The 14,506-nt window shown below is 68.8% G+C and carries 12 protein-coding genes; 3 read left to right on the top strand and 9 right to left on the bottom strand.

All coding sequences use genetic code 11. The features are described from left to right. Window positions 1–33: 33 nt before the first annotated feature. The 4 genes from H7H34_RS14480 to H7H34_RS14465 all read right to left on the bottom strand — a co-directional run bounded on the left by H7H34_RS14480 (window position 34) and on the right by H7H34_RS14465 (window position 3,290). Window positions 34–507: a hypothetical protein gene (locus tag H7H34_RS14480; protein ID WP_120267326.1), complete on the bottom strand. Its 474-nt coding sequence runs from the start codon at window positions 505–507 to the stop codon at window positions 34–36. Window positions 508–655: 148 nt separating this feature from the next. Further along, window positions 656–1,333 (bottom strand): ribulose-phosphate 3-epimerase, encoded by a 678-nt coding sequence (gene rpe, locus H7H34_RS14475; RefSeq protein ID WP_185925585.1) that lies wholly within the window; start codon window positions 1,331–1,333, stop codon window positions 656–658. Between the two features lie 116 nt (window positions 1,334–1,449). Beyond that, window positions 1,450–2,253 carry a DUF2259 domain-containing protein gene (locus H7H34_RS14470; protein ID WP_185925584.1) on the bottom strand — a complete coding sequence of 268 codons (804 nt, stop codon included), beginning with the start codon at window positions 2,251–2,253 and terminating at the stop codon, window positions 1,450–1,452. A 38-nt stretch (window positions 2,254–2,291) separates the two neighbouring features. Beyond that, the gene (locus H7H34_RS14465) at window positions 2,292–3,290 is read right to left on the bottom strand and encodes a sodium:proton symporter (protein WP_120267329.1); all 999 of its coding nucleotides are present in this window, start codon (window positions 3,288–3,290) and stop codon (window positions 2,292–2,294) included. A gap of 130 nt (window positions 3,291–3,420) precedes the next feature. Between H7H34_RS14465 and H7H34_RS14460 the strand changes: the two genes are divergently transcribed. Beyond that, window positions 3,421–4,686, top strand: coding sequence for an NAD(P)/FAD-dependent oxidoreductase (locus H7H34_RS14460; protein WP_120267330.1), 1,266 nt, complete (start codon window positions 3,421–3,423; stop codon window positions 4,684–4,686). 215 nt (window positions 4,687–4,901) lie between these two features. Here H7H34_RS14460 and H7H34_RS14455 read toward each other — a convergent pair whose 3' ends face one another. Both H7H34_RS14455 and H7H34_RS14450 read right to left on the bottom strand, forming a co-directional pair. Further along, window positions 4,902–5,357, bottom strand: a complete 456-nt coding sequence (locus H7H34_RS14455; protein WP_185925583.1) for a GFA family protein — start codon at window positions 5,355–5,357, stop codon at window positions 4,902–4,904. A 989-nt stretch (window positions 5,358–6,346) separates the two neighbouring features. Then, window positions 6,347–6,826: an Lrp/AsnC family transcriptional regulator gene (locus H7H34_RS14450; RefSeq protein WP_067216841.1), complete on the bottom strand. Its 480-nt coding sequence runs from the start codon at window positions 6,824–6,826 to the stop codon at window positions 6,347–6,349. 168 nt (window positions 6,827–6,994) lie between these two features. Here H7H34_RS14450 and H7H34_RS14445 point away from each other — a divergent pair, with 168 nt between their 5' ends. Beyond that, entirely contained in the window at window positions 6,995–10,489 is a 3,495-nt protein-coding gene (locus tag H7H34_RS14445; RefSeq protein ID WP_185925582.1) for an indolepyruvate ferredoxin oxidoreductase family protein, read from the top strand. A 20-nt stretch (window positions 10,490–10,509) separates the two neighbouring features. Here the strand turns inward: H7H34_RS14445 and H7H34_RS14440 are convergent, their stop codons facing one another. The 3 genes from H7H34_RS14440 to H7H34_RS14430 form a co-directional block, all read right to left on the bottom strand. After that, a complete protein-coding gene (locus H7H34_RS14440) occupies window positions 10,510–11,505 on the bottom strand; it encodes a P1 family peptidase (RefSeq protein WP_185925581.1) in 996 nt (331 codons plus the stop codon). A 47-nt stretch (window positions 11,506–11,552) separates the two neighbouring features. After that, window positions 11,553–12,086 carry a flavin reductase gene (locus H7H34_RS14435; RefSeq protein ID WP_208996608.1) on the bottom strand — a complete coding sequence of 178 codons (534 nt, stop codon included), beginning with the start codon at window positions 12,084–12,086 and terminating at the stop codon, window positions 11,553–11,555. Between the two features lie 137 nt (window positions 12,087–12,223). Beyond that, window positions 12,224–13,162 carry a LysR substrate-binding domain-containing protein gene (locus H7H34_RS14430; protein WP_185925580.1) on the bottom strand — a complete coding sequence of 313 codons (939 nt, stop codon included), beginning with the start codon at window positions 13,160–13,162 and terminating at the stop codon, window positions 12,224–12,226. A 405-nt stretch (window positions 13,163–13,567) separates the two neighbouring features. Here H7H34_RS14430 and H7H34_RS14425 point away from each other — a divergent pair, with 405 nt between their 5' ends. Further along, a complete protein-coding gene (locus H7H34_RS14425; RefSeq protein ID WP_120267335.1) occupies window positions 13,568–14,503 on the top strand; it encodes an ABC transporter permease subunit in 936 nt (311 codons plus the stop codon). Window positions 14,504–14,506: the final 3 nt, after the last annotated feature.

Below are 14,506 nucleotides of genomic sequence, written 5' to 3'. Positions count from 1 at the left end.
TCTCGGGCAGCGGCTGGGTGTGCCGGCTCCTTATCAGACGCGGCGCGAGGGCTCAATGCGCGCGAAGTACCAGGAGAAGGCGAGCATGGGCAGGAAGACGAAAGGCAGCAGCGGCCGGGCGCCCATCACGGCGAAGATGTAGCTGGTCGAGGCGCCGGTGAAGGCGAACTGCCAGAACATCTCCATGGAGATCGTGCTGGTGTGCCATTCCGAATAATAGGAGCGCAGCTGCAGGAAGAAGAACACGGCGCAAAAGCCTGCGGTGCCGAGCGTCAGCGACAGCACCATCGCGGCGAAACGCGCCGGCAGCCGGGCCTTGCGGCGGCGGAAGGTCATCAGGCTCGCCGTGCCCCACGCGCAGAAGGCGCCGAGGAAGGCGCTCACCGTGAAGACGGCGACGACCGCGGCCGAGCGGCCCGTCAGGGCTTCACCGCGCCAGAAGGTGAGCGCGGTCTCCGTCAGGCAGATCAGCACGGCCCAGGCGATGGCGAAGACGAGCGGTCGCACGTGGCAGGTCCATCCGTTCTGGTCACCAGAATCTGAAGTTCGTCACATTCGGCAGCAAGCTCTGTACGAACTTCAGATTCAAAAGCCGATTGTCGGCTGCGCCGCGAGGCCGGTCAAGCGGAAGGGGAGGTGGCTAACTCAGGCTGCCTCAGGCTGCGGCCTCGTCGGCCGCCTTGCGGATCGCCTCGATGTTGGCGCGGTAGCCGGCAACGCCCTCGCCCTTGAACACGGCCGAGCCGGCGACGAGCACGTTGGCGCCGGCCTTGGCGACCAGCGGCGCGGTTTCGGCAGTGACGCCGCCGTCGACCTCGATGTCGATCGGCCGGTCGCCGATCATCGCCTTGATGCGGGCGACCTTGTCGACCATCGCCGGGATGAAGGACTGCCCGCCGAAGCCCGGATTGACGCTCATCACCAGCACCAGGTCGAGGCGGTCGAGCACGTATTCGATGACGCTTTCCGGCGTTGCCGGGTTCAGCGAGACGCCGGCCTTCTTGCCGAGCGCGCGGATCGCCTGCAGCGAGCGGTCGAGATGCGGGCCGGCCTCGGCATGCACGGTGATGATGTCGGAGCCGGCCTTGGCGAAGGCCTCCAGATAGGCATCGCACGGCGCGATCATCAGATGCGTGTCGAACACCTTGTCGGTGTGCCGGCGCATCGCCTTGATGACGTCGGGGCCGAAGCTGATATTGGGCACGAAATGCCCGTCCATCACGTCGAGATGGATCCAGTCGGCGCCGGCCTCCACCACGTCGCGCACTTCCCTTCCGAAGGCGGAGAAGTCCGAGGCGAGCATGGACGGGGCAATGACGACGGGGCGGGTCATGGGCGGCGGCTCCGATGGCTGGGGTTCCGGGTGATCACCCGGGGGCTGATCTGGGGCAAGCCGCTATCACAGGCTCCCGGGAGCCACAAGCTCCCAGGCGCGCGCGATCCTGCGCCCTAAAGCCGCCCGGTGATCGCCAGATGCCGCCCGTCCGGTCCCTCGAAGCCGACCTGCTCCACCAGGATCAGCACCGCGAAGGCGGTCGGGCCCCCGTCCGCGGGGTGGTGCAGCGCCAGCCGCTCGATCCGGTAGCCGAGCGCGCAGCCCCGACTTTGCGGCAGGCGGGCATCGTCGTTGAGCACCCGCGTCTCGCCCTCGAGCGTCAGCGTCAGGCGGAAGCCCTTCATCTCGCCGAAGCCGTCCGGGCAGCGCGCCGGGCGCTCCACGGCGTGCTCGGTCAGCCGCAATTCCACCTGCGCGCCGAAGGCGGGCACTTCCGGACGCATCGAGGCGATCATCAGGTGCGGATCGGCGCCGCGCTCGGTCGGCGGATTGTGCGCCACCGTGTCGCCGCGGCCGGCAATCCCGGCCGAGACGATCAGGTCCCATGCCTCTTCGCGATTGGCCTCGCGGGTGCGCTCCAGTGCGGCCTGCGCCTGCGCGGGCGTTGCATCGCCCACCTCGTCGAGCTGGCGGAACGGGCTGTTTCCGAGCCAGGCGTCCCGGTCCACGTCGAACAGGTAGATGTTGGAATAGGGGAAGCCGGAGCCGTCCTGCGTGCCATATTCCTCGAAGGCGAAGCGGCTGCCATCTGTCGAAAAGCCCATCACGTCGACCCGCGCGTAGTCGCCGGCAAAGGCCGGCGTGGTGCCCAGCGTCACCAGCAAGGCGAGGGCGGCGGCCCCCAGCGGGGCGGCGGCGGCCCCCAGCGGAGCGGCAGCGGCAAGGGGCGTGGCTTTTTGTGTCGGTCGATTGCGCATGGGCCAGGTTCCCGAGGCAGGATTGCCTTGAGTGCACACTAGCTGCCGGGTGCGGCGCTTCCGTGATCCCGGTCACGTTCCGCCTGATCGGCGGCGATGCGGTTGGCCAGCGGCTTGAGCAGCCAGGGCAGCAGGTAGATCGGCAGCTGTCCGAGCCCGAAATAGAGCCAGGCGAGATCCGGCAGCGTGCCGCCGAGCGCGGCGACCAGCAGGCCCATGTTGCGGTTGCCGACCGCGTGACCGATGACGAAGCCCTGGTCGCGGCGCACCCGCGAGAAGACCAGCAACGTCACCCCCATCTGGGTCAGCGCGACCGCAAAGGTCAGCGCCGCCACCGCCAGGGTGAACAGGGGAGCTGCCATGAAGCGCGCGGCGACGCCGTCCATCACCGCTACGGCGAAGATGAACAGGATCAGGACGTTCAGCCCGTCGATATGCTCCTTGGCACCGACGACGCGGGCATTGCCGGCAAAGCGGCGAATCAGCAGCGCCATGCCGGCGGAGGCGGCGAGCAGCCCGGTCAGGCGCAGGCCGAGCGCGAAGGCGTCGATGGGCAGGCTCTCGCCGAGCAGCAGCCCGCCGATCAGCGGCGCGGTGATCGGCGTCAGCAGCATGCCGCAGCCGACCAGCGCCAGCGACAGCGCCCCGTCGAGGCCGATCAGCGCGATGAAGGCCGGTGCCGACATGATCGGCGGGGCGGCGGTGACGATGAAGGCGGCCAGCGCGATGTCGGGATGCAGGGCGGTCAGGCCGCTGAGCTTCAGCAGCCCTCCCACCGCGAGCGGCACGGCGAGCAGCATCCACACCAGCGACAGGGCCACCAGCTTCGGCCGGCGGACATGGGCGACGACGGCGACCGGGTCGACCCGCAGGAAGGCCAGCACCAGCAACACGAAGATCGCTTCCTCGACCAGCGGGCGGAACAGGGCCGAGAGCGGCGGCAGCACCAGGCCAAGCAGGGCGCTGATGGCAACAGCCCGGGTGCCCTGGCGTCCGAGCCAGGCAAGAAGGGTGAGCGGCAGGGCGAGTGCCGGCATGTCGGACACTTTCCGGAAAAGGAGGCGTGTGGCACCGCAACGGCGCCGGGCGGGAACAATTTCAGGACCTTGAGTATCGTGGAGAGCGTCTTCCACTTGCAAGGCGATTGTGAACGGTGTCGAAAAGCATATGCGCAGCTTCGACGCGATCGTCCTTGGCGCCGGCATCACCGGCACGAGTGCCGCCCTGCACCTGCAGGGGCGGGGCATGCGCGTGCTCGTCGTCGACCGCGATGCGCCGGGAGAGGAGGCAACCCGCGGGAATGACGGGCTGATCGGCTGCGATGGCTACTCGCCGCTCCCCGTGCCGCTGACCCTTCCGGCGATCCTTGCCAGCGCGTTGACCCGGCGCCGGGGCTTCGGCATCGATTCGCGCTCGCTGCCGGATCTGTCGCGTTTCTTCTCCGAATGCCGGCTGGCGGCACAACCGGCGGCGGTGGCGCGCGCCGCGCGGGCGCTGGCCCCGCTGCAGGCGGTTGCGGCGGCCGAGCATCTGGCGCTGGCGCGGGCGGCCAGCGCCCTGCGCTTCTTCCGTCGCACCGGCTGGATCAAGCTGCTGCGCTCGCCGCGCGTGTGCGAGCTTGCCGAGATCGACCGGCATTTCGCCCGCATCCTCGGCGTGTCTTACGCGGATCTCGACGCGGTCGAGATCGTCAGGCTGGAGCCGCATCTGCGCTCGCTGGAAGAAGCGGCGATCTACTGGCCGGAGAGCCAGTCGGTGTCCTCGCCCGGCGGCGTGACCAAGGCCTATGGACGGCTGTTCCGCGAACGGGGCGGGGAGACGGAGATCGGCGATGCCGCCACGCTCATCGACACGCGGCAGGGCTATGCGATGCGCACCGTGCGCGGCGAGGTCGGAGCGCCGGTCGTGGTGCTGGCGCTGGGCGCAGGCATCTCGCCGGTGCTGGCGCGCTTCGGCCTGTCCATGCCGCTGGCGGCCTGCCGCACCTATCATCGCCATTTCCGCGCGGTTTCCGGCGTGTCGCTGACCCGGCCGGTCACAGATCAGGAAGGCGGCTTCACCCTCACGCCGATGGAGCGCGGGTTGCGGCTGGTCGGCGGCACGGAGCTGATGTCGACGGCCCGCGCGCTGTCCGGCGTTCCGATGCGCGCCAATGCCCTTCACCGGGCCACCGCGACGGCCCGTGCGCTGCTGCCGCTCGGTTCGGCGGTGGAGGACGTTCCGGTCGCGGGCCTGCGCGTTTTCGTGCCCGACCAGCTTCCCATCGTCGGCGAACTGCCCGGCCTGCCGGGCCTGTGGCTGTCGGTCGGCCACATGCGCGACGGCTTTTCGCTGGCCCCGGCGATGGCGCGGCTGTTGGCCGATCTCGTCACCGACATGCTGCCGCTGGCCGACCCGCAGCCCTATTCGCCCTCGCGTTTTCTGGTCGCCTAGGCGCTGTCGCGCATTCCCGTGCCGCTCACGCGCCGACGTCTCTCCTCGTCATCCCGGGCAAGGCGTAGCCGCGACCCGGGACCGGAGGGCCGAGGGCGTATGAGGCGCGCTCCGAATCGAACCCGCAACCGCCGTGGCTCCCCGGTCCCGGATCTTCGGCCTTCCGGCCTCGTCCGGGATGACGCCAGGCAGGGGCCTTGCCTGCGCGCTGCCCGTCAGTCGCGCGCGGCGAATTCCGCGATCAGCTGGGGAAACTCTTCCGGCGGCGGGAAACCCTCGAAGCTGCGCGCCACCGGAAGCTCGACCCAGGCGAGCTTTTCCGCCGTCATCGTTTCCATGAAGGGCTTCGACCAGCGCTCGTCGTCGAACATGGTCGGGCGCACGTTGACCACTGCCTCGAAGCCGGTGATGCGGGTGAACATCCAGGTCTTGCAGTGGGGGCAGAAATAATGGTCGAGCTGCGGCCCCTGGATACCGCCCTTCACCGGCTCGCCGGCGGTGACCGAAAACGCCTCGGCCGGCACCATCGCGGTCAGCGAAAAGGCGCTGGAGCTCATCTTCTGGCAGCCCCGGCAGTGGCAGGCGGCGGTCATCACCGGATCGGCGGTGATCGCGATCGTGGTTGCCCCGCAGCGGCAGCTGCCCGTCAGCGGCCCGGCATTGTGTCCCATCGTCCTGTCCTTCCCCAAGCTGGGTTTTCCCGAATTTGCCGCACCCGACCGCGGCGGCGCGGGCTTAGCCCGCGGGCCGCCACTGTGCCCTGTCCGCGTGCAGGGTCAAGTCGGGTGCGACCATTGGCTGCGGCAAGGCGAGGACACGCTGGCCCCACATTGCTCCTCCGCTGTCGTCCCGGTTCAGGCTTGCCGAAGACCGGGAAGACGCGAGGAGGGGCAAGAGCGCGGGAGCTACGCCGCACCGTCCTCCGCCTCATGCCTGCCGAGGGTGCCAATGGGTCCCGGGTCGCGGCTGCGCCTTGCCCGGGATGACGGCCTGAGAGAGTGGCACGGCCTCGCATCCCCTCTGCCGTCACCCCGGACGAGCATCGCGAGATCCGGGGCCTATTGGTTGCCAGAGCGGCCGCGAGAGCCCGCTAACCTGTCCCTTCGTCACCCCGGACGGCGCGCAAGTGCCGAGCCGGGGCCGGAGAGCCGAGGGTGTGTGAGGTGCGCTTCGAAAACAAGCCACGACCGCCATGGCTCGCCGATCCCGGATCTTCGGCCTTCCGGCCTCGTCCGGGATGACGCGAGGAGAGGCGGGGAAAAGGAAACGGGCGCTACGCCGCCCCGTCCTCTGCTTCATGCCTGCCGAGGGTGCCAATGGGTCCCGGGTCGCGGCTGCGCCTTGCCCGGGATGACGGCCTGAGAGAGTGGCACGGCCTCGCATCCCCTCTGCCGTCACCCCGGACGAGCATCGCGAGATCCGGGGCCTATTGGTTTCCAGAGCGGCCGCGAGAGTCCGCTAACCTGTCCCTTCGTCACCCCGGACGGCGCGCAAGCGCCGAGCCGGGGCCGGAGAGCCGAGGGCGTGTGAGGTGCGCTTCGGAAACATGCCACGACCGCCATGGCTCGCCGATCCCGGATCTTCGGCCCTCGGCCTCGTCCGGGATGACGCGAGGAGAGGCGGGGAAAAGGAAACGGGAGCAGCACCCGTCCCCGCCCCCTCACGTCTCGCGAATCGGCAGCGCCACCGTGTGCTTCACCGTGCTGACGACGATGCGCGATTGCACGTCGGAGACCAGCGTGTTGTCGAGCAGCTTCAGCCGCAGGAAGTCGTCATAGGCCTTGATGTCGCTGGCGACGACCTTGATCAGGTAGTCGACCGCGCCGGTGATGCGCTCGCAGATCACCACTTCCGGCCAGCGCTGCAGCAGCTTGTCGAACGTCTCCATGTTCTCGCGGCTGGGCACCGCCAGCTTGACGAAGGCATAGGCGACGAAGCCGAGCCCGACCGCTTCCCGGTCGACCACGGCGACGACCTGGCGGATCACGCCGGTCTCCTTGAGCTTCTTGATGCGGCGCCAGCACGGGGTCTGGCTCATGCCCGCCTCGCGGGCGATTTCGGCGATAGAGAGGGAGGCATCCCGCTGCATGATCTGCAGCACGCGGATGTCGGACGGGTCCAGAAGGTTTTTTTCGCTCATGGGCTGTCGAGGGGAAATTCCGTGCGGTTTTTGGGTCTGTTTCGGGCACGATAGCACAGAATTTCACTCATAGAAGGAGCATATTGGGTCCCAGCAGATTGCGCGGGGTGCGGGCGCTTCACGCCCCCTCGCGCGCGACCCTCGAAGACGGATGAGGAGGCCGTCTCCATGAACGCCATCACGCGCTCTGTCTCCCTCGACGACAAATACGTCTCCAATGACGGCCGTGTCTACCTGACCGGCATCCAGGCGCTTGTACGCCTCGCCCTCGACCGCAGCCGGCTCGACCGGGCAAGCGGACTGAAGACCGGCGGCTTCATTTCCGGCTATCGCGGGTCGCCGCTTGCCGGCTTCGACACCGAGCTCGTGCGCGCCAGGCGCCACCTTGGCCCGGCCGATATCGTCTTCAAGCCCGGCGTCAACGAGGAGCTCGGCGCCACCGCCGTCTGGGGCAGCCAGAAGGTCGCCCATCACGGCAAGGGCACCGATTACGACGGCGTCTTCGGCATCTGGTACGGCAAGGCGCCGGGCGTCGACCGCGCCGGCGACGTGCTGCGGCAGGCCAATGCCAGCGGCACGGCGGCCAATGGCGGCGTGCTTGCGCTGGCGGGCGACGATCATCTGGCCAAGTCCTCGATCCTGCCGGCGCAGTCGGAGTTCTTCTTCCAGCATGTCGAGATGCCGGTGCTCAACCCGTCCGATATCCAGGAAGTGCTGGACTACGGGCAGCATGGCTTTGCCATGTCGCGCTTCAGCGGGTTGTGGAGCGGGCTGATCTGCCTTGCCGACACGATGGACGCCTCCGCGACCGTCTCCGTCGATCCCGCGCGCCTCGACTTCGTCTTCCCCGAGGACCGCGATCCGCGCCGGCACGACGATCTCAACCGCGTGCTTCTGCTCGGCAATCGCCTGGAGACCGAGCGGCTGCTGCGCGACGTGCGCATTCCGGCCGCGCGCGCCTATGTGCGGGCCAACGGGCTCGACCGGGTCGCCTTCGGCGCCAGCCGCCCGCGCATCGGCATCGTCGCCACCGGCAAGGCCTATCGCGACCTGCGCCAGGCGTTCGAGCTGATCGGCCTCACGGAAGAGCGGGCCCGCGACATCGGCCTTGCCATCTACAAGGTGGCGATGCCCTGGCCGCTGGAGCCCATCGGCCTGTCGAATTTCGCCCGGGGGCTGGAGCGGCTGCTCATCGTCGAGCACAAGCGCGCCTTCCTCGAGCCGCAGATCAAGGAAATCGCCTATGGCTGGCCGGACCATGCCCGTCCGGCGATCTGGGGCAAGATGACGCCGCAGGGCAATCCGTTCCTCTCCGACCTGCTGGAACTGGCTGTCGCCGAGATCATTCCGGCGCTGCTCGCCTTCCTGCCGGCCGACTTCGTGACCGCCGAGATGCGCGCCGTCGCCGAGCGGATGAACCGGCAGGTGATGTGGTCGCAGGGCCATGCGGAGCGCGCCGCGCGCGTGCCGTATTTCTGTTCGGGCTGCCCGCATTCCTCGTCCACGCTCGTGCCCGAGGGCGCCCGCTCCATGCCGGGCATCGGCTGCCATGCCATGACGGAGATCCCGGGCCGCACCACCGACGGCCAGATCGCCATGGGCGGCGAGGGCGTCCTGTGGGTCGGCCAGTCGGAGTTCGCCCGCGACAAGCATGTCTTCGCCAATGTCGGCGATGGCACCTATTTCCACTCGGGCATCCTGGCGATCCGCCAGGCCGTCGCCTCCAAGGTGCCGATCACCTACAAGATCCTCTACAACGACGCGGTGGCGATGACCGGCGGCCAGCCGGTCGACGGCATCCTGACCGTGCCGCAGCTCACCCGCCAGCTTGAGGCCGAAGGGGTCGAGCGCATCGTCGTCGTCAGCGAGGAGCCGGACGCCTATGTCGGCCGCCGCGACCTTGCGCCGGGCACCGATGTCTTCCACCGCGACGAGCTGATGCGCGTGCAGGAGGAGCTGCAGCAGATCGTCGGCGTCACCGTGCTGATCTACGACCAGACCTGCGCCGCCGAAAAGCGCCGCCGCCGCAAGCGCGGCAACTTTGCCGATCCCGACATGCGCCTGTTCATCAACGAGCGGGTCTGCGAGGGCTGCGGCGACTGTTCGGTGCAGTCCAACTGCATCTCCATCGAGCCGCTGGCGACGCCCTTCGGCGAGAAGCGGCGGATCAACCAGTCGTCCTGCAACAAGGATTTTTCCTGCGCCAAGGGCTTCTGCCCCTCCTTCGTGGAGGTGGAGGGTGCCTCGCTGCGCCGGGCCGAGGCGAGCGGGCTCGACCTTGCCGCGCTCGTCGCCGAACTGCCTGAAGCTGAGGTCGCCGGGCTTGAGACGACGCTCAACCTGCTGATTGCCGGCATCGGCGGCGCCGGCGTCACCACCACGGCGGCGGTGCTGGCCATGGCCGCGCATGTGGACGGCAAGCAGGCCTCGACGCTGGACATGACCGGCCTTGCCCAGAAGGGCGGCCCGGTCACCTCGCATCTGCGCTTCTCCACCGCGGACCGGGCCATCGAGGGGCCGCGCATCCCGACCGCCAGCCTCGACGTGCTGCTCGCCTCCGACATGGTGGTGGCGACCAATGCCGAGCAGCTGGCGCTGATCGACCGGGAGCGCACGGCGGGCTTTGCCAATTCGCGCGTCGCGCCGACGGCCGAGTTCGTGATGAAGCAGACGCTCTCCTTCGACGAGGCGCGGATGCTGAAGACGCTGGACGAAGCCTGTCCGCTCTTCGCCGGCCACGACATCGCCCGCATCGCCGAGGCGCTGTTCGGCGATGCCATCTACGCCAACATGATGCTGGTCGGCATGGCGCATCAGGCCGGCCGCCTGCCGCTTTCGACCACCGCGCTTGACACCGCGATCCGCCTCAACGGCGCGGCGGTGGAGAAGAACCTGTCGGCCTTCCACGCCGGCCGGGTGCTCTTTGCCGTGCCGGAGAAGATCCTGTCCGCCCTGCCGGCGGCCAATGCCGTCGATCCGGCGGCGGATATGGATCTCGACACGCGGATCGCGTTCCTCGGCAGCGAGCTTGCCGCCTATCAGGACGAGGCCTATGCAAAGCGTTTCCTCGATGCGGTCGCATCCGTGCGTGCCGCCGACGAGCGCGCCGGCAACGGCACCCTGCGGCTGACGCGCACGCTCGCCGACGGCCTCTACCGGGCGATGGCCTACAAGGACGAGTACGAGGTCGCGCGGCTGTATTCGCAGCCCGACTTCCGCGCCCGCTTGGAGGCGCAGTTCGACAGCCCGCGCAAGCTCAAGGTGCTCCTGGCGCCGCCGCTGATCTCCCGCTCGCTCGACCCGCGCACGGGGCGCCCGCGCAAGATCGCCTTCGGCCCGTGGATCTTCACCGCCTTCCGCCTGCTGGCCAAGGCCAAGCGCCTGCGCGGCAGCGCCTTCGATCCGTTCGGCCGCACCGGCGAGCGGCGCATGGAGCGGGAGTTCGCGAGCCTCTGCCTTGCCGATGCCGAGCGCATCGCCGGTCTTGTCGGCACGGCGAATTACGGCCTGCTCGTCGAGCTGGCCCGCGTTGCCGACACGGTGCGCGGCTTCGGTCCGGTGAAGGAGGCGAATTTCGCCAAGGCGATGGCCCGGCGCGAGGCGCTGCTGGCCCAGCTTGCGCCGCAGGGCGAGGGCACGCCTGTGATGGAAGCGGCGGAGTAATCCGCCGCGTTTCTTTCGCTTTATCCGCCGAAGCGCTCAGCCCACGTCGGCAGCGTGTCGCCGGGGGCGGGGCTGGCCGCATGGACGGCGCGGGCGATCGCCCGGCTCATCACGGCAGCGGCGACTGCGCCGATCTCTACCGTCTCGGGCAAGGGATCGCGCATCTCGCGCGCGGCCGTGGAGGCCGCGAAGATCAGGTCGCCATCGAGCGGGGTATGCGCGGGCCACAGGGCGCGGGCGAAGCCGTCATGGGTCGCCACCGCCATCCGCTGCAACTCGGCCTTGGTCAGTGCGAGATCCGTCGCGACGATGGCGATGGTGGTGTTGGCGCCCTCGCTGAGGCCGTCGAGCTTGGTGCGCGGGCGGTCGGGCAGGGTCGGCATCGCGGCCGGCCAGCCGAGGCCGCCGAACTCGCCGTCTTTCTCGAAGGGCGCGGCCCAGAAATGCGGGCCATCGCCCAGCACCGCGCTGCCGAGCGCATTGACCGCGACCAGCGCGCCGACGGTTGCCCCTGACGACAGCTTCGCCGAAGCCGATCCAAGTCCCCCCTTCAGCGTTGCCGTCGTTGCGCCGGCACCCGCACCGAAGCTGCCGATCTGGAAGTCCGGGGCAGCTGCGGCCAGCGCCTTGCGGCCGAGCGCGCCATAGGGATTGGTGTCGCCCCAGTCCTTGTCGCCGCCGTTGAGCAGATCGAAGAGGATCGCCCCCGGTACGATGGGCACACGCGCCGTGCCGACGGCAAAGCCGCGCCCTTGCGCGGCCAGCGCCATCTGCACGCCGGAGGCCGCATCCAGCCCGAAGGCCGAGCCGCCCGACAGCACCAAGGCATCGACGCTTTCCACCGTGAAGCGCGGATCGAGCAGCGCCGCCTCGCGGGTGCCCGGCGCCCCGCCATGGATCGCCACGGAGGCGCGCAGCGGCCGGTCCGCGGTCAGCACGGTAACGCCGGATTTCAGGCGTTCGCAGGAGGCATTGCCGACCGAAAGGCCCGGCACGTCGGTGATCAGGTTGCGCAAGGCGGCCTCATCGGGTCGTTGCAGGAGGCGGCGTCAGCCGGGACAGGTCAGATGCGGTGATAGGCGCGGTCGAGATAGATCAGCGCCGGGCCGCGCTCGCCGAGCTCGATGCCCAGGATCTCGCCGAAGATCACCGAATGGGTGCCGATCTCGGATATGTCGGTCACCCGGCAGTCGAGTGCCACGCGTGCCCCGCGCAGGATCGGCGAGCCGGTCGCGAGCCGATGCCAGTCGGCCAGCGCGAAGCGGTCGTCGAAGGTGAGGTCGCCCTTGCCGGCGAAGGCATCGGAGAGCGCCTGCGCCTCGGCCGGCAGCGTGTTGATGGCGAACAGGCCGTTGGCCTTGATCGCGGCATTGATGCGGGCCTGGCGGTTGACGCAGACCAGCACCGTCGGCGGGGCGTCGGAGACGGAGGCGACAGCCGAGACGGTGGTGCCGCCGCGCCCGGCGACGCCATCGGTCGTGGCGATGTGGACCGCGGTGCCCAGCCGGCTCATGGCCTCGCGGAAGGCGAAGCGGTCGACGGGCTGCGCGCCCTCGCCGCCGAGGCCTCCCGTCCTGAAGGCTGAGCTGTTCGTCATGTCGTCCCCTCCGGTCCTTCCGGCCATGCTGATGGCCCGACCGTGCCCGTCCCTGGTTCTTTCGCGTTGCCGTCCGTCCGCGGGGGGCATGTGCCCCTGGAGCATCGATCCTAACCTAGGGCGGTTTCGAATAGGTTTCACGGGGCCGGTTGCGGATTTGCGCCCCGCCGTCCGGAATCGCGCGAGCCCGGGACGCTGCCCGGCATGCGCTCGCAGATCCATTCGATGAAGCGCTGGGCGGCCGGGCCGGGCGGCTGCGTCGTGGTCAGCCAGTAGCCGCGGTCGCGGCTGCCCAGCGTGTCGGTGAGCGGGATCAGGTCGCCGCGCTCCAGCTCCGCCTCGATCATCGTTTCCACGCACAGCGCCACCCCGTGGCCGGCGACGACTGCGCTGACCAAGAGGTTGAAGTCGCTGAACACCGGGCCGTTGCCGGCAAGGTCCTGCGGCTGGCCGTTTTCCGCCATCCAGTCGCGCCAGTCCTTGCGGGTCTCGTCGTGCAGCAGGCGGGCGCCGGCCACCTTTTGCGGCGTGTCGAAGGGGCCGTGCGCGGCCAGATGCGCCGGGCTGCAGACCGGCCGCGTGTGGCCGGACAGGAGCCGCAGGCGCACCGCGTAGCGCTCGGCCAGCGGCGGGGTGTCGAACCAGTCGATGGAAATGTCGGTGTCCTGCGCCAGCCCGTGCTGGGCGTAGAGCAGGCTGAGCCGCAGGTTCGGGGCGACCTCGGCGAAGTCGACGAGGCGGGGAATCAGGTACCGGGTGCCGAAGGAGGGGACGCAGGCGATGGACAGCTCCGGCCGGCGCACCGTTTCCAGCACGTCGTGGCACACGTCGCCGATCCGCTGCAGCGAGGCGCGCGTCACGTCGGCGATGCGCTCGGCGTCCGGCGTCAGCTCGACGCGGCGTCCGACCCGACGCACCAGCGCGATGCCGAACCAGTCCTCCAGATTGCGCAGGTGATGGCTGACTGCGGCATGGGTGACGCCGAGTTCGTCGGCAGCCTTGCCGACGCGGCCGGTCTGGGCGAGGGCGGCCAAGGCCCTGAGCGCGTTGAGAGGAGGCAGGTTGCCATTACTCATGGTTAGAAAATCTAACCATGACGTCCGTAAGTTTCAATTGAAACTGGTGTTTCCTTGTGACTTTTTTCCCTAACGTTAACGGCGCGATCGGGAGGAGCCACGTCGCCGCTTCGATTCCCCGCCACAGGTCTGTCCGGAAGTCGCCGGGCGCATTGCGCGCCCTGCGGGGCCGCCGGGCAACACCGTGTTCGCGGGGAGGGCCATCGGAGTGCCGTGGAGGAACAATCGCGTTTCGTTTGCCGGCGGAGGGGAAAGATGTTCTTTTCTAAGTACCGGTTTTCGAGGGGAATTGTGCGGCCCACAGGGGCTTGGTAAGTACATGAGATCACGCGCCGCTGCCATGTCGGCGGTGCTGCGGACTGAGAACGGCGAAGCCGCCAGTCCTTCAGGGGGACCACAGGGCCTATGGACTACTTCATCCAACAGTTGATCAATGGCGTTACGCTCGGGTCGATCTACGGCCTGATCGCCATTGGCTACACGATGGTCTACGGGATCATCGGCATGATCAACTTCGCCCATGGAGATATCTTCATGGTCGGAGCCTTCATCGCGCTCATCGTGATCATCGCGCTGGGCATCACCGCGGCGACGCCCTTGCTGCTGCTCATCCTGGCGCTCTGCCTCGTGCTGGTCATCGCCATGGCGCTGACCGCGGTCTGGGGCTGGACGGTCGAGCGGATCGCCTACCGGCCGCTGCGCGGCTCGTTCCGCCTGGCGCCGCTGATCACCGCCATCGGCGCCTCGATCGCGCTGCAGAACTTCGTGCAGATCTCGCAGGGCGCGCGCACCAAGCCGCTGCAGCCGCTGCTTGGCGGCAACATCCAGCTTTGGGAAACGGTCGGACCCGAGGGCAACTTCGTCGTCCAGATCAGCTACATGCAGATCCTGATCATCGTCGCGACGCTGCTGCTGATGGCCGGCTTCACCTTCCTCATCACCAAGACGCCGCTCGGCCGGGCGCAGCGCGCCTGCGAGCAGGACCGCAAGATGGCCGCGCTGCTCGGCATCAATGTCGACCGCACCATCTCGCTGACGTTCGTCATGGGTGCGGCGCTGGCTGCCGTCGCGGGCCTGATGTTCCTGCTCTACTACGGCGTCATCGACTTCTACATCGGCTTCCTGGCCGGCGTTAAGGCGTTCACCGCGGCCGTTCTCGGCGGCATCGGCTCGCTGCCCGGCGCCATGCTCGGCGGTCTTCTGATCGGCCTCATCGAGACCTTCTGGTCCGGCTACTTCTCCCTTGAATACAAGGACGTGGCCGCATTCTCGATCCTCGCCATCGTGCTGATCTTCATGCCCGAGGGTCTCCTGGGCAAACCCGAAGTCGAGAAGGTCTGAGAC

The sequence above is a fragment of the Stappia sp. 28M-7 genome (assembly GCF_014252955.1).
Classification (GTDB): domain Bacteria; phylum Pseudomonadota; class Alphaproteobacteria; order Rhizobiales; family Stappiaceae; genus Stappia.
Note: the sequence above shows the minus strand (reverse complement) of the source record. Positions and strands in the feature narration are given on the sequence as shown.

Coding starts and splice junctions, on each gene's coding strand:
- rpe (WP_185925585.1), bottom strand. CDS start 1,333: ATGACCCGCCCCGTCGTCATTGCCCCGTCCATGCTCGCCTCGGACTTC.
- H7H34_RS14470 (WP_185925584.1), bottom strand. CDS start 2,253: ATGCGCAATCGACCGACACAAAAAGCCACGCCCCTTGCCGCTGCCGCT.
- H7H34_RS14465 (WP_120267329.1), bottom strand. CDS start 3,290: ATGCCGGCACTCGCCCTGCCGCTCACCCTTCTTGCCTGGCTCGGACGC.
- H7H34_RS14460 (WP_120267330.1), top strand. CDS start 3,421: ATGCGCAGCTTCGACGCGATCGTCCTTGGCGCCGGCATCACCGGCACG.
- H7H34_RS14455 (WP_185925583.1), bottom strand. CDS start 5,357: ATGGGACACAATGCCGGGCCGCTGACGGGCAGCTGCCGCTGCGGGGCA.
- H7H34_RS14450 (WP_067216841.1), bottom strand. CDS start 6,826: ATGAGCGAAAAAAACCTTCTGGACCCGTCCGACATCCGCGTGCTGCAG.
- H7H34_RS14445 (WP_185925582.1), top strand. CDS start 6,995: ATGAACGCCATCACGCGCTCTGTCTCCCTCGACGACAAATACGTCTCC.
- H7H34_RS14435 (WP_208996608.1), bottom strand. CDS start 12,086: ATGACGAACAGCTCAGCCTTCAGGACGGGAGGCCTCGGCGGCGAGGGC.
- H7H34_RS14430 (WP_185925580.1), bottom strand. CDS start 13,162: ATGAGTAATGGCAACCTGCCTCCTCTCAACGCGCTCAGGGCCTTGGCC.
- H7H34_RS14425 (WP_120267335.1), top strand. CDS start 13,568: ATGGACTACTTCATCCAACAGTTGATCAATGGCGTTACGCTCGGGTCG.